Source organism: Streptomyces sp. NBC_01525 (genome assembly GCF_045040405.1).
GTDB lineage: Bacteria > Actinomycetota > Actinomycetes > Streptomycetales > Streptomycetaceae > Streptomyces > Streptomyces benahoarensis.
In genome coordinates this window covers 54694-73317 of the sequence record NZ_CP109398.1, presented here as the reverse complement: position 1 = coordinate 73317, position 18624 = coordinate 54694, and the positions used below count along the sequence as shown (strand labels likewise).

Annotated in this window: 18 protein-coding genes; 6 read left to right on the top strand and 12 right to left on the bottom strand. The window is 71.3% G+C overall.

All coding sequences use genetic code 11. From position 1 onward, the window contains the following. The first annotated feature begins 262 nt into the window (after nt 1–262). Nucleotides 263–910 (top strand): HNH endonuclease family protein, encoded by a 648-nt coding sequence (locus OG422_RS31190; protein WP_331759882.1) that lies wholly within the window; start codon nt 263–265, stop codon nt 908–910. Between the two features lie 469 nt (nt 911–1379). On the opposite strand, the gene OG422_RS31185 is transcribed toward OG422_RS31190, so the two are convergent. The 8 genes from OG422_RS31185 to OG422_RS31150 all read right to left on the bottom strand — a co-directional run bounded on the left by OG422_RS31185 (nt 1380) and on the right by OG422_RS31150 (nt 9974). Further along, nucleotides 1380–2204 (bottom strand): DUF3800 domain-containing protein, encoded by an 825-nt coding sequence (locus OG422_RS31185; RefSeq protein WP_331759880.1) that lies wholly within the window; start codon nt 2202–2204, stop codon nt 1380–1382. 726 nt (nt 2205–2930) lie between these two features. Then, nucleotides 2931–3875 carry a hypothetical protein gene (locus tag OG422_RS31180; protein WP_405748154.1) on the bottom strand — a complete coding sequence of 315 codons (945 nt, stop codon included), beginning with the start codon at nt 3873–3875 and terminating at the stop codon, nt 2931–2933. Between the two features lie 1408 nt (nt 3876–5283). After that, nucleotides 5284–6210 (bottom strand): phosphotransferase, encoded by a 927-nt coding sequence (locus OG422_RS31175; RefSeq protein ID WP_331759876.1) that lies wholly within the window; start codon nt 6208–6210, stop codon nt 5284–5286. Between the two features lie 215 nt (nt 6211–6425). After that, nucleotides 6426–7064 (bottom strand): HAD family hydrolase, encoded by a 639-nt coding sequence (locus OG422_RS31170; RefSeq protein WP_331759874.1) that lies wholly within the window; start codon nt 7062–7064, stop codon nt 6426–6428. 17 nt (nt 7065–7081) lie between these two features. Continuing rightward, nucleotides 7082–7603, bottom strand: a complete 522-nt coding sequence (locus OG422_RS31165; RefSeq protein ID WP_331759872.1) for a phosphoribosyltransferase family protein — start codon at nt 7601–7603, stop codon at nt 7082–7084. Continuing rightward, nucleotides 7600–8166 carry an LOG family protein gene (locus OG422_RS31160; RefSeq protein ID WP_331759870.1) on the bottom strand — a complete coding sequence of 189 codons (567 nt, stop codon included), beginning with the start codon at nt 8164–8166 and terminating at the stop codon, nt 7600–7602. Before OG422_RS31160 ends, OG422_RS31165 begins: the two co-directional genes overlap by 4 nt. Beyond that, nucleotides 8163–9074, bottom strand: coding sequence for a nucleotidyltransferase domain-containing protein (locus OG422_RS31155; protein WP_331759869.1), 912 nt, complete (start codon nt 9072–9074; stop codon nt 8163–8165). Before OG422_RS31155 ends, OG422_RS31160 begins: the two co-directional genes overlap by 4 nt. 24 nt (nt 9075–9098) lie before the next feature. Further along, nucleotides 9099–9974, bottom strand: a complete 876-nt coding sequence (locus tag OG422_RS31150) for an aspartyl/asparaginyl beta-hydroxylase domain-containing protein (RefSeq protein ID WP_331759867.1) — start codon at nt 9972–9974, stop codon at nt 9099–9101. Between the two features lie 199 nt (nt 9975–10173). Between OG422_RS31150 and OG422_RS31145 the strand changes: the two genes are divergently transcribed. Then, nucleotides 10174–11586 carry a transcriptional regulator gene (locus tag OG422_RS31145; protein WP_331759866.1) on the top strand — a complete coding sequence of 471 codons (1413 nt, stop codon included), beginning with the start codon at nt 10174–10176 and terminating at the stop codon, nt 11584–11586. On the opposite strand, the gene OG422_RS31140 is transcribed toward OG422_RS31145, so the two are convergent. Beyond that, nucleotides 11564–12838 carry an ISAs1 family transposase gene (locus OG422_RS31140; RefSeq protein WP_405748151.1) on the bottom strand — a complete coding sequence of 425 codons (1275 nt, stop codon included), beginning with the start codon at nt 12836–12838 and terminating at the stop codon, nt 11564–11566. The two genes, OG422_RS31145 and OG422_RS31140, sit on opposite strands and share 23 nt — an antisense overlap. A gap of 7 nt (nt 12839–12845) precedes the next feature. Next, the gene (locus tag OG422_RS31135; RefSeq protein WP_331759862.1) at nt 12846–13346 is read right to left on the bottom strand and encodes a GNAT family N-acetyltransferase; all 501 of its coding nucleotides are present in this window, start codon (nt 13344–13346) and stop codon (nt 12846–12848) included. Between the two features lie 126 nt (nt 13347–13472). Between OG422_RS31135 and OG422_RS31130 the strand changes: the two genes are divergently transcribed. Then, nucleotides 13473–14195 carry a winged helix-turn-helix domain-containing protein gene (locus OG422_RS31130; RefSeq protein WP_331759860.1) on the top strand — a complete coding sequence of 241 codons (723 nt, stop codon included), beginning with the start codon at nt 13473–13475 and terminating at the stop codon, nt 14193–14195. A 733-nt stretch (nt 14196–14928) separates the two neighbouring features. Next, a complete protein-coding gene (locus tag OG422_RS31125; RefSeq protein ID WP_331759859.1) occupies nt 14929–15453 on the top strand; it encodes a MepB family protein in 525 nt (174 codons plus the stop codon). A gap of 187 nt (nt 15454–15640) precedes the next feature. On the opposite strand, the gene OG422_RS31120 is transcribed toward OG422_RS31125, so the two are convergent. After that, on the bottom strand, nt 15641–16180 hold the full coding sequence (locus OG422_RS31120; protein WP_331759982.1) for an N-acetyltransferase: 540 nt from the start codon (nt 16178–16180) through the stop codon (nt 15641–15643). 7 nt (nt 16181–16187) lie between these two features. Then, nucleotides 16188–17423: a Tat pathway signal protein gene (locus OG422_RS31115; protein ID WP_331759857.1), complete on the bottom strand. Its 1236-nt coding sequence runs from the start codon at nt 17421–17423 to the stop codon at nt 16188–16190. A 325-nt stretch (nt 17424–17748) separates the two neighbouring features. Between OG422_RS31115 and OG422_RS31110 the strand changes: the two genes are divergently transcribed. Beyond that, entirely contained in the window at nt 17749–18117 is a 369-nt protein-coding gene (locus tag OG422_RS31110) for a DUF6415 family natural product biosynthesis protein (protein WP_331759855.1), read from the top strand. Beyond that, nucleotides 18114–18521, top strand: coding sequence for a hypothetical protein (locus OG422_RS31105; RefSeq protein ID WP_331759853.1), 408 nt, complete (start codon nt 18114–18116; stop codon nt 18519–18521). Before OG422_RS31110 ends, OG422_RS31105 begins: the two co-directional genes overlap by 4 nt. The last annotated feature ends 103 nt before the right edge of the window (nt 18522–18624 follow it).

Genomic DNA, 18624 nt, shown 5'->3' with positions numbered 1-18624 from the left:
CGGCGGCTGGCGGCCCGGCACCTCGCCGGAGCCCTCGCCCGCCGCCTCCCCACGGACGCCTGAGCCACCCGGCGGGACGCGCCTTGAGGACCAGCCCCTGACGTCCGCTGACCAGACACCCGACGACGTCCGGCACAGTCGGCCAGCCTGCTCGTCGACGGACCGGTGCCCGCAGCGTCAACCACCATCGGCGAACCACCCGCACGAGTGGCCGCCTTGGGAAGGCCCCCGCGCAGCAGCACCCGCGCGATATCAACTCCCCATGCTCATGAAGACCTTCCGGACGGCCGTGTGCGCCGCACTCGCGTTGCTGCCGCTGGCCGCGGCATCCCCCGCCCACGCCGACAGCACCCGCCTGCACGAGGCCGTCGACCGACTTCCCCTGGCCGCCGAGTCCCGGGACGGGTACCAGCGCACCAGCTTCAAGCACTGGGTCGACGCTGACCGCGACGGGTGCAACACCCGCGCGGAGGTCCTGATCGCCGAGTCCCGCACACCCGTCGAGATGGGGCCCAAGTGCAAGATCGTCTCGGGGGAGTGGTTCTCCTACTACGACCAGCAGCATGTTGCCGACCCCAAGAAGCTCGACATCGACCACATGGTCCCGCTCGCCGAAGCCTGGGACTCCGGCGCCTCCCAGTGGACCGCGGCCCGCCGCCAGGCCTACGCGAACGACCTCGACGCCTCCCGCTCCCTGGTCGCCGTCACCGCGAAGACCAACCGTTCCAAGGCCGACCAGGACCCCGCCCAGTGGATGCCGCCGGCCGCCGAGGCGCGCTGCACCTATCTGGCCGACTGGATCTCCACGAAACTGCGCTGGTCCCTGACCGTCGACCACACCGAACGCGACGCCCTCCAGGGTCTTGTCGCCGCCTGCCCCGACACCGAACTCACCTACGCCCTGGCATGACCTGCGGCCGCGCCGAGCGATCGCCATGTGACATCGTCCGCTCCACGTCGGGGCGCGGCCCTGTGGGCGCCGACGAAGCATGGAAGTGACGGGCAGTCACTGTCTCGAGTGGTTTTCGCCGGCAGCGGTGCCGGCAACTCGGGTCCGGCGCTTCCTCCCCGGAGTGCTTCGAGCACCCGAGCGAAGGCGCCCCGCTGTGCGGGCGGTCGGAGGCGGTGCCACATCGCGTTTTCTCATGGCGTGGGAAGGCGTGGGGTAAACGAGTACGAATCCGGCGGCCTGCCGGGTGAATGTGTTGCGATCCACCCCCTGTCCCGGGTGCGATTGCGGACTTGGCGGGTAGAGTTTGGGGTGAAGCAGGAGCCCCTTGGCGGGCTGCCGGGATGACGGTCGGAACCAGGGAACTGGATCCCTCCACCCTTGAGGTGGTTGTGGCCCCCGGGAGTCCCCCCGGGGGCTTTTGCGCTGGTCAGGCGTCTTTCAGCTCGGGCCACCACGCACGTTGCGTGATGAACTCCGGCTTCCCGATGACCTTGATTCCGTAGCCCAGGAGATCGCCGCGGGCGGAGCGCCGGAGTTGGTGACCGCAGCGCAGAAGGTTCTCCGCGCAGCCCAGGTCGTCGGGGTGCCCGCTGAGTGCGCTGTTGAGGACTCCGGCGTGGACGTCGGCGAGCTGGATGCCGTCGCGCTGGGTGTTCTCCCACATCGGAGGCCACTTGATGTGCTGCCACGGAACGCCGTACGTCTCTGTGTCGCCGCTGCGCACGCGGGTGAGGTAGCGGGCCGATGCTGCGTGGTCCTCGTGCTTGACCTGGCCGAGCCGGACGATGGCCAGCCGCGGCCCGCCCGGCCATGCACAGGCCGTGCGCGCGACGCGCTCCAGCAGCAGGCGGGTGGTGTAGTTGTAGAAGATGCCTTTATCCCGCCGCAGGCCGTTGTCGCCGTTGAGAGTGTCCTTGTGCGCGACCACGTGAATGACCTGCGCCGTCGGCATGTTCGCCAGGACGTGCGCCGCCTGAGCACGCCGCTCGGGACGCTTGGCGCGGAAGTGCTCGACCCAGTGGATCGGCTTGAGGTGCTCCTGGGGCTGGCTGCCGTGGACGAGGGCACGCAGGCCTCCCGCGGCGACCTTGACGGTCCACTCGTCCTCCTGTGGGACCAAGAGCGCCGTCATGGCGAAGAACGGGGACTGCTTCCGGGACCTCTCACTGAACCCGCGATCCCCCGTCTCGTCAACGTAGACGTGGAGCTTCGGCAACTGACCGAGGTGCGGCGGTGTATGGAAGGCAGACATCACAACCGCCCGCCGGGCGGGCCGCTAACCGGACGCGCCGTCGCGTCACGGTGAAGGTTCACCACGGGAGTTGTTCTCCTTTGTCCTGCCCGGACGCCACACGCCGCAGGGCTACTACTCCAGCTCACCGTACGGTCACTCCCAGCTACGCGTCCGGTTGAACGACGGTACACCCACAAGTCGATTCATCGGGAATTCGTATCCCCCATAGCCATCTGGATGGTTGACGAACCGACCTACCGTCAGGTAATAGGCCGGGTTTCAACAACGTCAGGTCCACCAGGCCCACCATGAGCCGACGGCCACTCTCCGCAGTTCAGATTCCGGGCTGATGCTGTAGGGAGCCGACGCAGCGTGGTAGCGCACGACCATTTGCGGAGCCGCCCCCATCCACGGTTCGAAGAACGGGGTCTGGCGGTCGCATTACGACTGCGGGATGAGCCCGGGCATGGAAGAGCGGCCGTCTTCGGCGGCTTGGACGACGCGTTCACGGCGACGAGGGGTGTGTCCTTCCGGCAGCGGCCGGTGGGCGGACAGGAGGCGCGCTTCCGTGCACGTCTTGTGGGAGGGCGCGCCCTCATGGTCCAGCAGGTTCGTCAGGCGGGAGCAGTGCCGGCAGGGGCGGGGCTCGGAAGACCAGTGGTCACTTGATCGCCAGTCCAGCAGACGCTCGGCGCCCCGGTCGTCCGGCCCAGCCCGCCGACGAACCGCCGAGCCCGCGTGCGGTTACAACACCCCGCCCAGCGGCCAGGACCGCTCAGCCAGACGCCCCCGCAACTGCCCTTCCACCACCTCGACCTCGGTGAGCCAACCTGCGGCCACCAGCAACTCCGCGTGTCCGGCGACGTCCCTGGGCGTCAAGGCGCAGAACGCGGCGGCATCGTCCAGGAGCAGCCCGCCGTCCTGGCCCCGGCCGAGCTGGCCGTCGGGCTGGACATGAGCGGCAACGTACAGGGCCAAGAGCCTTGTCGCGGCGCCCGCCTTCTGCTTGCGGAGCTGCCGGTCGGTGACGACCTTCTGCGTCCAACCGGAGAGCTTTGAGCGGATCTTCTTGCCGAACGAGAACGGCCGCGGCATGTCCGGCAGCAGCGACGGGACGGTGAAGCCGACAGGGCCCTCGGACCGGGAGGACATGATCTCGGCGATGGTGCCGGGCATCACCACCCAGCCGGTCGTGAGCAGGTGCTCCACCGCCGAGGTGGCGCCGTCCGCGAGCCAGCCGGTGAGGTCCTGCCCGGTGACGTTCCCGGTCCCGGCCTGCGCGGCGCGCAGGGTGAGCATGAGCACCGCCAGGTGCACCGCAGCTTCCCCGCGCGGCGCCTGGGCGGGGACGTGCGCCATCACGGTGCGCAGGTGCCCCGCCTCGCCCCGGGTCAGCAGCCGCTCCACCACCGCCGGTCCGTCGCCCTCAGATCCGGTCACCTGCCCGGCCATACGGTTCTCGTGCATCTCGCGGGTGGTGGCCGCGGACTTCTCTGCGCGTTCGGCCTCGCGGCGCAGGACCTCATCGCTGCTCACCTGGGCCCACTGGGCGAAGGCACGGGCCTTGCGTTCGTGGAGGTCGGAGAGAGCCGCCAGATCGGGCGCGGCCCGTTGTTGATAGGCGCGGAAGGCATCCCCCAACGCGACCAGCTCCACCCGCAGAGCCTCGGGCTCAAGGTTCGCCGGCACGATCCGTTGCGCGATCCTTCCCTCCGGCCGGGGCGCGCTCCTCGGCGCCGCCCCGCTCCGGGCCCGGGGAACCGCCGCCGAGCGGCCGTCGGAGAACACCACCGTCACCGGCCCCTCGGCCTCTGCCCTCCGCACGATCGGCGCCGCGGCGGGCGACTCGTGGTGGATGGGGTGGGACGCAGGTGTCTGAGGCGGCGTCTGCAGGACACGGCAGTCGGGAACGGCGGCTGCGCACCGCGCACACATCTCCGCCACCCGCCACAGCCGCCCGAACCGGTCCCCGTACACCGTCAAGACCACCGGGCCCCCGCACCGCACCTGCTCAAGCTCCTCGCGGCGCCGGACCGGCCGGACCGTGGCATCGGGCGTATGCCACACACACCCGAGGGCACGGCAGCCGCACCACGCCGCACCGCGCGGCCCTCCCTCCGCGCGGACACGGCCCAGGTGCGCCTTGACGTGCTCGACCGCGGCCCTGCGCCCCGCGACCGCGTTGTCGAAGCGCTGCCCAGCACACACCGGACCCGAGCAGGACAACCGCACCGCCCCGGCACCCGGCCGACCATGAGGGTCGAGCCGCACCGCCCACACCCGCCCCGTGACACGATCGCGCTGTGTGCCGGTCTCCGTCGCCATCCGTACCCCCAGCGATACCTCGATCAGAACTGACCCGCCATCATCGGCGACGATCACCCGGCAGAGCCGCAGCTCACCCGGCGCGCCGCAACGAACGCCCCGGGCCCGGACCACGGAGAGCGGTGACACCTCCAACATTTCCGGCCGCCGTGCAAATCCGGAAGCAGTTGTCCGTCGCCTGATTTCAGACGCCTGCATTGGTACGCATGCCGCTATCGACACGAGAGACCGCAGAGCGAAGACGCGAGGCGTGGCGGACCACCACTCCGTGCGGCCGGAGGTGACTGCGACGACGTGCGCGCCGAGGTGTGGAAGCACAACACCACCGATGGCGGGCCAGGGAGGGCGCGGCGGTCACGCTGACGTGCGACGGCACCCGGGACGACGAAGTCGGCGTGCGGCTGGGCATGTCGGTCGTCAGGCGAGATCCCTCCTGCTCCGTCACCGCTTCGGGCATCGATGCTTCCTGCCGGGGCGGCGCCGTGCTGCTCGTCGTGCCAGCCGCACCGGCGGCGCTGGGCGTTCCGCCCCCGGGTGCCGGAACGGGCGGTTGCCCAGCGCGCCGACCTGCGCCGCGCCGACGATATCGCGGTGAGACCGCCGGTCAGCGGCGGCTCGTGCGGGCGTCTGCGGTCAGGGGATGTCGCCTTCCCATTCCCAGGGGGCCATCGGGTTGGCGTCGGGGGGTGCGTAGGAGGCGCGGCCGTATGCGGCGTTGGAGGCGATGAGGTAGGCGCCGAAGCCGCGTTGCTCGTCGGTGTAGTCGGTGACATCAATAGCTGAGGAGAGCGAGTCCGGCGGCGGCCGCGCGGTGCTGGTAGGCGCGCAGGCCGGGGGCGCCGGGGGGTGCGGGACGGCGGGCGTTGCGGTGCCAGTGGCCGGTGAGCGCGGCGAGGAACGCCGTGGTGGTGCCGGGATTTTCGGCGGTGGCGGGGTGTTCGCGAAGCAGGCGGGCGACGTCGGCAGGCTGGTGCCCGGCGAGGACGAGTTGCGGGGCGAGGGAGGCGGCGTCGGTGCAGGCCGGGCCGGTGGTGGCGTGTGCCCAGTCCACGAAGGTCACGCCGAGGCGCCGGTCGTGGACCATGTTGTCGGCCCGCAGGTCGCCGTGGACGATGTGGTCGCCGTGGGCGAGGGCGGGCCAGGCAGCCTCCAGCTCGGCGAGCTGCGGGAGGCGGGCGCGGGCGGCGGGGTCGAGGTCGGCCGGCGGGGCGCAGAGCAGTTCGTTCCAGCCGTGCAGAGCCCCCATCGGCGACGGCGCGGTGCGCACCGCCGCGATGTAGGGCGCGGGGGCCGGGCTTGAGGTGAGTTTGTCCAGCAGGGCGAAGGTCTGCTCGGCGTCGCCGGAGCGCGGCGACAGGTCGGGGTGCGGGCCGTCGAGGTGCGCGATGACGACGGCGGTCCATCCGCCGGAGTGGTGGATGCCCAGTAGGTCCGGGGCCGGGGCGCCGGGCGGCAGTGCGCCGAGGACGGCCGCTTCGTGGAGGTTGGCGGGGGTCAGCGGGTCGTCGTCGGGGGCCGCCTTGATGAAGACCCGGCGGCCGCCATCCAGGCGGAGCGTGGCGGCCAGTTGGTGGCCGAAGCCGCCGCCGGGGGTGACCGTGTCGGTGACGGGTGCGCCGAGGACGTCTTCGAGGCGGGCGCGCAGCGGCGGGGGGACGGCGTTCCATTGCAGGCGGCCGCTGGTGGGCGGTACGGGCATCGGGGCTGCTCTCAGGGATCCGGAAGGTTCGGTGGCAGGTGGGGTGCGCGCCGAGCTGGTCCGCGAGTCGGGCTGAGGAGCGGGGTCCGCTGTCTCAGTGCTCCAGCTCGGCGCTGGGCGCTCGTCGCCGCATCACGCGCATTCGCCTGTGTCCTCTGAGTTCAGAAGTGGAGGGAGCCCGTACGGGCTCCCTCCACTGTAGTGGGGCTGGTGGGTCACGCGCTGTCGATTAGGGGCAGGTAGTGCAGAAGGGACGGTCCGATGCTGGTGGGGTGGGGCAGAAGGTGATCGGCCCCGGCGGTAAGCAGGGCGGCGGGCGGGTGGAAGCCCCAGGTCGCTCCGAGGGCGAGGACCCCGGCGGCGCGGGCCGCGGCCATGTCGGTGGGGCTGTCCCCGACGAACACCGCGCGCTCCGGCCGGGCGTCCAGCCGGTTGAGGGCGGCGGTGAGTCCGTCCGGGGCGGGTTTGGGCGGCGCGTCATGTCGGGTGACGACGACGTCCAGCAGCTCGGCCACCGCGGGCGGGAGCAGCCACTGCAGGCGGTCGCGGTCCTGGAGCGTGACCGCGCCGAGAGCCGCGCCGCGGTCGCGTAGAGCCTGCAGGCCGGGGAGCACTCCGGGGAACGCCGCGATGGGGGTCGCCGCCATCGCGCTGTCCCACCAGCGGGCGCACGCGTCGTCCGGATCGGCGACGTCCAAGAGCGCGAGGACCTCGACGCGGGGGCGCCGCAGGGCGCCGGGCGGGAGGTCCCTTGGCATCACGCGGCGGCCGGTTGCGCAGGTGGCGACCCCCGCCAGGGTGGCCCGGACCGCGCTTGCGCTGTCCAGCAGTACGCCGTCCAGGTCGAACAGCATCGCTGGCCGGTGCGCCGTCATCGTGCACCCGCCGGGTCCCGAACCAATGCGTGCAGGGCCAGGCGGTGGCCGGCGAGCAGGGGGGTGGCGCCCGCGTCCCGATCCAGGACGCACACGGCCGTTGCGACCCGGGCGCCGGCGATCCGCAGCAGCCAGGCGCTGCGCAGGATGCTGGCGCCGCTGCGGGCGGTGTCGTCGAGGAGGACCGTTCGCCGGCCGTTGAGGTCGGCGCCCTCGACCTGCTGCCGCGTCCCGTGCGTCTTGGGTGCCGGGCGCACGAAGGCAGCGGGCAGACCGGTGTGCAGGGATACCGCCGTGACCAGCGGGACCCCGGCCAGTGCCGGACCGGCCACGGCCTCGGTGTCGTTGGGCAGCAGGCCCGCGAGCGCGGCCGCGGTCTCCGCCAGCAGCGCCGGGTCACCGGCCAGCCGGTACGGGTCGAAGTACGTGTGGAGCGTGCTGCCGTCCGGGAGCCGGTAGGGGCCGGGCCGGTAGGCGCCCGCGATCCTGTCCGCGAGGGTGGCGCCGGGCGGGGTCACCGCGGGCACCGCCCGGCGTTGAGACCCTTGAGGTCGGCGTCGAGTGCTTCGGCATCGGCCAGCTCCCGCAGGAAGCCCAGCGGCCGGGTGGGGGCCTGGGTCAGCCATCCCTCGGCTCGCAGGAACGCGCTCAGGCGGCATGCGGTGGGGCCGAGCAGCCGCACGGGCACGGAACGGATCGCGGTGGCGTAGTACAGAGCGGCGGTGAGTTCATGGAGCGTGCCGACCCCGCCGCCCATCGCCACGACCAGGTCCGCGCCGTCGAGGTAGGTGTGCAGCCGGTCGCCCATGGTCGGGGCGTACACGGTGGTGGTGACGTGGGGGTTGAGGGCTCCCCAGTCAGGACGGCCGGCCAGCGTGACGGCGGTGACGCTCGCCCCGTGGCGCGCGGCGCCGCGCGCGGCCGCCTCCATCAGCCCGTTGTAGCCGCCGTGCTTGAGGGCGTAGCCAGCGCGGGCCAGCGCGGCCCCGGCCTCCTCGGCCAGCAGTTCCTCGCCATCCGGCGGGACGACGCCGGCGAACAGGGCCACCGTCAGGCCCGTGATGTGGTCGGTGCGGTTCATGCGAGTCCCTTCTCGTGCTGCTGGTAGGCGCGGTACGCGGTGATCTCGTCGGTCAGCGAGTCGACGGCGTGCGGGGCGATCCGCCGGGCCAGGCGGACGATGCGCTCAAGCGCCTCGTCCGCCTGCGCGATGGTGGGTACCGGCGGGCTGGTCAGCGCCTGCGCCAGCTCCCTCAGGCACTCCTTGCCGGTGGCGGTGCGGCCCACTTCGTCGGGCAGGTGGTACCAGCCGTGGTGCCGGGAGTGCGGCACGAGCGCGGTGCGGATCACGTCCCGGCAGGTGGCGTTCAGGTCATGCAGGAGGCCGTAGGCGATGTACTGCTGGCCCCGGACCAGGCGCTTGCGGAGCATCGCGTGCAGCACCATCGCCTGGACCAGGAGAGCGCCGCAGTCCGTCGGCGCCTGTGCTGCGCGGGCCAGTTCCTGCGCCGTCCGCGCCTGAGTGCCGACGTCGGGGGTGTCTTCGGCGCCGGGGCCCTGCCACAGCAGGCGGGGGCCGATCCGGCGGCGCAGCGTCCCGACCGCGCTGGTCGGGCACAGGTACAGGTCGAGCTGGAGCAGATGGCCGTCGCGGGGCAGCAGGTAGACGTACCCGGCGCCGCCCATGTCGCCGACGATGGTGTCGCGCCAGCCGGGCAGCAGGGCGCCGAACGTGGTGGACAGCAGCGCGTCCAGGCTGTCCATGAGGGCGGGCAGTTGGCCGTCGCGGACGGCGACGACCAGATCGACGTCGGAGAGCCGGTCGGCGGTGCCGGTGGCGAGCGACCCGCGCACCAGGAGGTGCGTCACGGCCGTCGTGGCGGACAGGGCATGGACAAGGTCGCCCAGGACGGCAAGCTGTACCGGCCGGTGGGCGTACGCGAGTTCCTCGATCGCGGGCAGCTCACGCGGAGATACCGAGGTGGACATCGGTGTCCTTTTCGGTCGGGGCGGTCAGGGGCGGGCGAGCAGATGGGCCTTCGCCTCGCGCCACCGGCGGGCGTCGGCATCCCCGTGGCGGCCCTCGTGGAGTTCGGCGATCAGGTCGTACGCGCCGCCCTCCGGCAGGGCGTAGGCGTAGTAGGTGCGCAGCAGCGTCTGCTCGGCCGCGGTGGTGAAGCCGAGATCGGCGAGTTGCCCGGCCCGCGACAGCAGTGCGGCCCGCTGCGCCCCGGTCATCTCCGGCAGATCGGCAGCGTCCCCGTCGCGTAGGTGCGGGCGGTCGGCCAGGGCCCGGTAGGCGTCGTCCTCGTACACGTCCGCGATCAGGTGGAGCCGGTCCGGGCCCGTGGTGTTGCACACCCCGTGTGCCTGCGACGGTGTCAGCCTCCACAGCGCCCCGGCCGCCATGTGGACCCTCGCCCCTGCGGTGATCAGGACCGCCGAGGGGTTGGTGACGAGCGGGATGTGCAGGCGGTGCCGGCCGGTGTCGCGCAGTTCCGCGTAGTCGCGGTGCTCCCACAGGTAGGAGTGCGGCTCCAGCCGGGCCAGCCGCACCCACATGAAGTCCAGCCCCAGCCCGTCGAGGAAGCGCGCGGTGGCCGGCATCGCCTCTAGCAGGGAGGTGGGCCGGGGCTTTCCGTCGCCGATCACGGCGTCGCTCGGGTCACCGGAGCGGCCCAGCAGCGACGCCGTCCACCAGCCGCCGGACTGGTACGCGCCGTAGGCGACGACGCCGCGCGTCGGCGCCCCGAGCGCCTCGGCCCGCAGCTGCTCGACGACGGGCTCGACCAGGTCGGCCAGCCGGGCGACCTGGTCGACGACCTCCGTCCGCCCGGCGTCGGCCGGGACCTCCGTCGCGGCCGCGGTCGTTGGGAGCGTGGTGACCATCGGTTCCTCCTGACATCTCGTCGGACGTGCCCTGCCGGGCAGCCGTGCAAGGACACCGCAGACGCGAACTGCAGCACAGGGGTGGGGCGTTGCCGCCCGTTGCAGGTCGTTGCCGCCTGTTGCCGCTCGCCCCGGCGGCCTTCCGCCGCCCGTCAGAAGCCGGGAAACTGGGGGCGTCGCGCTAGCGAAAGGGGTGGTTGTGACCACTGACGCCGCTGAACGCCACCCGCTGGCCTACCTGCTGGCCGTACGCGGGCAGAAGGCGGAGGCATATCTGCTCCGTGTCGCCGAACAGCACCAGCGCATGGGGTACGGGCAGATGGCGTACCGCCGGGAGAAGGTATCCCGGTGGATCAGGGGCGACTACGCGCCCAGCTACCGCACCCAGCTCGCGATGGCCACCCTCGAAGGCATCCCGCCCGAGGCCATCCACGCCAACGGCTGGCCGGGCTGGCTCCTCGTAGCCCTGCCGGACCACACCCTCTTCGCCCTCCCGTGGACGTCCACGGGGACGGTGCACGCGCTGGAGATCACAGGAGGTCCGGTGGACCGCAGGCAATTTCTGATCACCACGTCCGTCACCCTCGGCGCCACTGTGGCGCAATGGTCCGCCGCCTCCCCAGCGGGAACCGCACCCACCGCCGGCCGCCGGATCGGCGCCGACGTCCCCGCCCTCTTCGAGCACCGCCTTGAGGGCCTGCGCCGGCTGGATGACACCGTCGGCTCCGGCGACGTCTACGACGCGGCCCGCGCCGAACTCCGCCTGATCACCACCACCCTCAAGACCGCCTCCTTCGGCGAAGGCGTCGAGCGCCGCCTGTTCGGGGCCGCAGCCGAAGCGTCCCGCTCCGCGGGCTGGACGGCCTACGACAGCGGGAAGACGGCCGCCGCCGAACGCCACTACGCCACCGCCCTGCGGGCCGCCGCCAGCGCCGACGACCCCGTGGTCGCAGCGAACACCCTTTCGTTCTGGGCCATCCAGCACTACTCGACCGGCAACCCCCGCGGTGCCGTCGACCTCATCGAGGCCGCCCTCTCCCAGGCCCCGAGGACCGGTTCAGCCCGCATGACCTCCATGCTCCACGCCCGCGCCTGCCGGGCCCACGCGCACGCCGGCGACACCCGTGCCGCCGACCGGTCCGCCAACGCCGCCCTGGACGCCTACGAGCACGCCGGGCCCATCGAAGACGATCTTCCCTGCGTCTACTGGTACAACCTCGGCGAAGCGCACCAACTACTCGGCAGCTCCGCCCTCAACCTCGGCAACCCCAAGCGGGCCCTCGCTCACTTCCTGGAAGCCTCTGATGCCCAGGAGGCATACAACGCAGATGCCTTCCCCCGCGGCCACGCCATCTACCTGTCCCGGCTCGCCGAAGCCCACCTCAGCCTTGGCGACGTCGACGCCGCCGTAGCCACCGCCCACGACGCCGTCGACCGGATGGGAGGCGTCACCTCCGCACGCGGCACCAACACCCTCGCGGACCTCCGCAAAAAACTCACCCGTCGCCGCGGAATACCCGCCGTTGCCGACTTCCTGGCCTACACCAGCACCCCAGGGCCCCGGGGAGAGTCGCGTTCGCCTGGTTTGATCATGGAATCCCGTGGAGGGTGAGTGTGGCTGCGGGATGGGTGTGGGCTCGTCGGCCGCTGGCGATGTTGGCCCATCCGGAGCGGTGGAGGGTGGCGCGGGCGAGATCGCGCAGGGCGCTCATGACCGCGGGGGTGCGGTGGCGGCGGATCTGGCTGGCGTCTTCGGCGAAGGTCACGTCTTTGGTCCAGTGGACGGTGTTCTCGATGATCCAGTGGCCGCGTGCCCAGGCTGCGATCTCAGCGGGAGTCGCCTGGTGTGCCGCGAGATCGGTGACGGCGTAGACAGTCTCGGTCCGCCACTTCGATGTGTTGATCCGGCGGCGTTTTCGGTGGATGCGAACAACCTGGCGGGCATGGGGGAACAGCAGGCCGTCCACGCTCACCACCTTCACCTCGCGGACCTCGTCCCGGCCGTGTCCGCGGTCGCGGGAGCGGTTGAGGACCGGTGCCTGATTCCAGGGCAGATTCGTCAACTGGCTTGCCAGGGTGGGCTGGTTGTTCTTCACCGACAGCAGGTAGTGGGCGTTTCGGTCCTTGACGAGGTAGCGGGCGTGGCTCGTCTGGGCGTGCAGGGCGTCGACGGTGACGACGGAGCCGGTCAGGTCCTGATCATCGAGGGTGTCCAGCAGCGGAGCGAACTCGGGTATCTCGTTCGTCTTCGCGCCGATCTCGCGCAGAGCGGCAGTCAACGCATCGTGGTGGCGCACTGCGGACAGGACGAAGACGCGGCTGCCGTTCGCGCGGACCGCTCCGCGCAGGCATTTGCCGTCCACGGCGAAGGCCGTACGACGCGGTTGCGGAGGGTCTGTCTCGCGCTGGGCGCGGCGCTGTTCGCGCTCGACGGTCCCGTCCGGGGCTGTCGGGCAGACCGGGCGGGGCCGGAGTGTGGTGAGCCTGGCGAAGCCGGCGGCAGTGAGTAGCGCGGGGTCGAGGCGGGCGAACACATCGCGCAGGGTGCGCTCGCCCGGAGCCTTGAACCGTCCGGTAAAGGGATCGAAGGGGCAGCCCAGTCGAGCCAGGACATCCTGGTCGCAGCGGCGTACCCACTCGGCGACAGCGGTCAGGGAGTTGTGGCCGGCGCTGGTGAGAGCACACACTCCGACCGCGAGCAGCGTCGCCAGCCGGAACCGCACGCCGCGCGGATTGCGCGGATCGGGCACCCGGGCCAGCGCGTCGAGCAGCCCGGACGGCACCACCGCCTCGGCCCGTGACACCCGGGACGCGGCCTGTGGCAGGAGCGGAGCGGACGGAACAGATGATGGTGCAACGAGCACGGCGACCTTACCGGGACCGAACTGATTCGCCGCTTGGTGCGGTGAGGTCCTTGGTCATGAAGACGCGGCTGGTGCCCGGCGGATCGCAGGGCACCTCTCCCAGCCGCTTCCACCCGTGCTTCTGGTAGAAGCCGGGAGCCTGGAAGGTGATCGTGTAGAGCGTGGCCGTGCGGCAGCCACGAGCACGGGCCTCGTCCTCGGCCTTCCGGAGGATCTGTGTTCCCAGCCCGCTGCCCCGCAACCGGGGTGGCAGGTAGAAGAGGTCGAGGAAGAACAGCCCGAGCGAGGTACGCCCGGTCAGCCCGCCGACCACCTGCCGCGTTGCGGGATCACGGACCAGGACGGCCAGAGGTCTGCGGTCGGCGATCCCCGTGTGCTCGACGTTGAAGCGGTCCAGCGCATCGGAGATCGCCGCGATGTCCGCCGGGGCGGGGGCGTCCGTGAGTACGAAGCCCGTCCGGGATTCAGGCTGGTGGGAGCCCGTGACGGCAATGTCGGACGAAGTCATGGTTGCTCCAGTACGTGAGCGGAGGCGGTGCGGCCTCGCGGGCAGATGCGGGGCCGGTGAGCCCTGCGCACGTGCCGACGCTAGGACGCGGACGCTTCGACGGCCGTCGAAGAGACGTCGGCGACAATGGACACCGTGGACATTCAGCGCGCAGGTCAGGACGTGGGCGTGGACCTGGCAGGGGTGGCCAAACTACTGGCCGACGGCACCCGGGCTGCCTTCTGCCTCGCGCTGCTCGACGGCCGGGCGTGGACGGCAAATGAGCTCGCGCGTTACGCCGGCATCGCACCGTCCACCGCGACCTCACACCTGAACCTGCTCGTGAACGGCGGACTCCTCGTCGAGGAGCGACACGGGCGCCACCGCTATGTACGGGTAGCCGACCGCAGGGTGGTCGAACTGATCGAAAGCCTCGCCGCGCTGGCCCCGCAGGACAAAGCCCGGCCACGTTCACTGTCGGCCTCCGGCCGACAGCAGGCACTCGCCCGCGCCCGGCTGTGCTACGACCACCTGGCCGGAACCGTCGCACTGGCGATCACCGACGCGATGGTCGAACGCGGACTGCTGGAGTGGGGACCCGAACCGGGCCTGACCGACAAGGGCGCCCTCTGGCTTGCCGGGATCGGCATCACGGTGCCCACCGGTTCACGCCGCCCACCAGTACGCGCATGTCTTGACTGGACCGAGCGCCGTCCCCACCTGGCCGGCGCCGTGGGCGCCGCCCTGTGCACCCACGCACTCACCACCGGATGGATGACGCGCGTCGGCACCACCCGCGCCCTGCTCGTGACACCCGCAGGACGCGAAGCATGGCACGACCACCTCGGCCTGCCGCCAACTGAACTCTGATTCCGAGCCGGATCGGGCCGCGCCGACACGTGATCAAGTCGGACGAACAGGACTCTCCCCGGGGCCCTGACCAGCACCCAGTGAGCCCCAAGGGGCAAGCCGCCAAGCGCAGTCCGTCGGTCTTCACAGGGGCACCACGGACCACAGCGAAGACAGCTCCGTTCCCCGCCTCGACCGTCCGGCGCCGGTCCGCGGCGTGGACTCCTGCGGGCCATGATCGACGGGGCCTGGTGGGGCTGCCCGCGAAGGGCAGCGATCTGTGACGCGGCCGGCAGGACGCGGCAGTCGGGCACGGCGGCCGCGCACCGTGCACAGATCTCCGCGACCCGCCACAACCGCCCGAACCGGTCCCCGTACACCGCCAGGACCACCGGGCCCCCGCACCGCGCCTGCTCAAGCTCCTCACGGTGCCGGACCGGCCGGACCGCAGTGTCGGGCGTGTGCCACGCACAGCCCACGGCCCGGCAGCCGCACCACGCCGCGCTCTGCTCGCGACCCCCGCCTCCGGCCATCTGGACGCCCGCCCTGTCTCCACCGCCGTCAACAATGTCCGTCATTCATCACAGATCGATCTTGGATGCCCTGTCCGTGTTCCCGGACACACCGTCGGTATTCGGAACGACTCGCCTGGGCTCTGTCCGGAGGATGTACCTCGGGTTCGGGGGTGGCGGTGCGCGGCTAGCGGTATGAGGGCCAAAACAGTGCGCACGGGTGCCGATGGCAGGATGACGGCATGGTTTCGAATCAGCCGTGGACGGGGCTTCACGGTGACCTGCTGGCAGCGAAGGCATTGGTGTACGACCCGAGCGGTTTCGTCTGCTCGCTGCCGGTGCCCGAACCGGAGAGTGCCGAGTACGCGGCTTGCACGTTCACGCTCGATGACCGCTCGGTTCGGTTCCGCGTGGCCAAGACCACCCCGGCGAAGGTGGGCCAGTTCGTCACCGTGTGGCAGCGGTCTGAAGAGGGGCCGATCCGGCCCTTCGACGCCGACGACGGAGTGGACCTCTTCGTCATCAGCAGCTGCGACGACGACGGCTTCGGACAGTTCGTCTTCCCGTGCGAGGTGTTGTGCGAGCGCAACATCGTCTCCTGTAACGGCTTCGGCGGGAAGCGCGGATTCCGCGTCTACCCGCCGTGGGTGACCACGATCAACCGGCAGGCCCGCAGCACGCAGGCATGGCAGGTGAACTACTTCTTCAACCTCGGTCAGGACGGGCTTGCCGATCTGGCTCTCGCCCACGCCCTCTACCACCCATAGGTGCCCGCTGCGCGACGGCGTCCTGGAACAGCACGGCGGCCGGACCTTCGAGGGCGTTGCCGTCCGCGTCGCCCAGCGCGTCCTCGCGCTGGCTGCAGCGGTCTGGCAGGGTGAGCGCGGCCACCGCGATGCCCCTCAACGGCAGCACGACCAAAACGGTGCCGGGCGGGGGAGCGGAGGCAGCGCCTCACTTGTTCAGGTCACGCACCATCATGCTGTACACCGGGGAGTCCTCGAACGGCTGCTGATCACCGATGCGGAGGTAGCCCCACTCCTCGTACCGCCGCCGTACAGCGTCATGGGCAGCGTCGACCAGCAAAGTCGCCCGCTCCTCCGGGCGGTCCTTCAGCAACGATTCATGGATGCGGGCTGCCTCACCGGTGCCCCGCCACGGCCGACGGACCATCAGCTCGAAAACCGCGAATGTCCGGCCTCCGGTCTCCTCGGTGTATGCCGCGGGCAGGGGGCGGCGGGCGCTGCGCCACCACCGTGACCCTGGGGGAAGCGGCGCGCCGAAGGCATAGCCAGTCGCCTCGCCGTCGCCGCCGCGGCCGATGACCGCAGCCCATCCCGGGTGCCGGGCGTAGGCGTCAGCGCGGTCGGCGAACCGGTCGGCGTCGTGGAAGCCGGTGTCCTCGTCGACGTAAATCTCGCGGTAGAGGCCCAGCAGCAGGGCCCGGACCTCGGAGTATTGCTGGGCGGGGACGAGCTGGAGGCGGTCGGGCACGGCAGTCTCACCTTCCGGGGCGGGTCGGGGTGGTGCGCTCAAGCCAATTGCGGGCGTCCGGCTCTGCGGGAGCGACGGCGAACAAGTGGGTGCGGAATTCGGTCAGGAGCGTGCGGATGCGGGCCGAGGGCCCGCTCGGGCCGGCCAGGGTGAGTGCGTGGTCGGTGCTCGCGCAGGCGCGGGGGACATCGCCCTGCTGCACCTGAGCCAGGGCGAGCTGAAGCGTGTAATAGAGGCGGTTGCGGACGAGTTCGGGGGACAGTTGGGCGAGTGCGTGGTGGGCGCGGTACTCGGCGAGGTCGTACTGCCCCAACCGGAGGTAGCAGACCGCGGCCAGGCCGTTCAGCTCACCCGTGCCGTGGAAGTGCGTCCAGCGCGGCCGGCTGCGGTCGTCGGCGCGGCTGAAGGCCTGCTCGGCGTAGCCGAGGGAGCGCTGGACACCGTTCCGGTTGGCACTGCGGGCATGGCAGGCGGCCGTACGGGCGTGGGCGAGGGACGCAAGGAGGGGGTCACGCCGCGCGGCGCGGGAATCGCGTGCGGCGCGTGCTGCAGCGAGCGCATCGGCATGCCGCCCCTCCTGGGAGGCGAGAAGCGAAAGGTTGTGCCACGCCCGCAGTTCGGATACCGGGTCGTGGGACATGCCGGCCAGCGCCAGCGCACGGTGAAGATGGTCGGCGGCGCGGCCGGGAGCATGTGTGTCGATCGCGGCCCACGCTGCGGTGGTGGCCGCGTCGGAGGCCAGGGCGTAGAGCTCACCGCGCACCCGCAAGGAGACAACCGTGCGCTGGAGCAGGCCGTGTGCCTGTTCGGCGCGGTGCAGGGCCGTCTCTTCCAGCTGGCGGCTGCCTCCATGGGCGTCGTCGTGCTGCGCCAGGGCATCGACTAGGGCGCGCAGCCGGGCGAGGTCGCCGGTGCCCACCTGACTGCGGGCAGGAAGAGCGGAGGCGCTGGCGACCGCTAGGAATTCGCGTCGTTGCACGTCACCCTCCTGCGCTGTGCTCCGAGGGGCGAACCCTAAGGCGCGAGCGCTGTGGCCGGTGACCGTCTCCAGGGCCCGGCGTTGGCGTTCCTGTGGCCATCGTGTCTCGCCGGACAGCCAGCGGAAGATGCGCCGTTCGTCGAGGCGCCCGCGGCGCCCCGTGAGACTCAGCAGGGCGTCGTTGACACGCTCGGCCAGCTCCGGAGCCGTCACGCCCTGGTCGTGCATCCAAGCACTGAGTGCCTGGTTCTTCGCCCGTTGCATGGGGCCACGGTAGAGCTGAGGGCTCATCACCTCAGGTAATGAATTGGTCAATTCGCCATGGCGGCAGCGAGTAGAAATCCGCGAATTCGCCATGCCCGAACTGCTCCCGGGGGCGGTTAGCTCTTCGCACGGTCACTGTGATGAAAGGGGCCCTGGTGGAAGCACCTACGAATCCGAGCGACGCGGTAAGGGGAGACGCCGACATTGCGGCGGCGACCGCATATTCCACGCTCACTCCAGCCAGATCGGTATCTACTCCCGTCCGCGGCGGCCTGGGCCCCTGGCGCATCGCCGCCAGCCCCACGTGCGCCGACCGGCGGCCACGATGACCTCATGGAAGGTTCCCCAGGGCGACCTGCCCGTCGACGTCGAGACGATCAGCGACACCGTCCGCCGCGCCCTGCGATTTGGCGCGACACGTCCGGGACTCACGACCCTGGCCGACCTGGAAGAGCGGCTGCGCGGGCACATCGCCGTCCTCCTCCCGGACGCGGAAGCCGCAGCCGCGCGCCGCGGCGGCAGCGACGGCGTCGAACAGACCACCCGCCGACTGGTCTCAATCCGTGCTCAGCTCGGAAGCGGCCTCGGCCTCGGACGGCTCTCCGCCCACGTCCAGGTCGCGGCCCTCGCCCAGGACTGCCAATGGCTCCTGGAACACCGAGGAGACCACCTGCGGGGAGGCGATTTGGAGTGACGCGGTGCCCCCTCGTCTACGTCTACGACCGCTCCACCGGACTTAGTTCCCGGCGTCTGCTGGAGCAACGCCTCATCGGCTGCCGCACCACCGCCGACCGGTACGGGTGGGAGATCACCGGCATCTGGACTGACCACGGCACCGACGCAATGAGCCACCTGCCGCGCGAACGTCCCGCCTTCCTGAACCTTGTCCATCGGATGACGGCCGACGCCAGCGCGGTCCGTCGCCAGCGCATGTGCCTCGTGCACGACTGGGACCGGCTGACTACAGCGCGCACGATGCGGATGGCATTCCAACGCCAGGTTGCCGATGCCGGAGGTTGCGTGGCCACCACCTTCGGTGAGAGCGATGCCCGCTGGGAAGCCCGAATTCCCACCAGCCAACCAGCACCACCCGGCTGACGCGTGCGAGAACTCCTTGTACTCGGCCTAAGCAAAGCCCGATGTCTTAGGACACCGGCGGCAGTCGGGAACGGCAACCACCGCGCACCGCGCATACACCTCC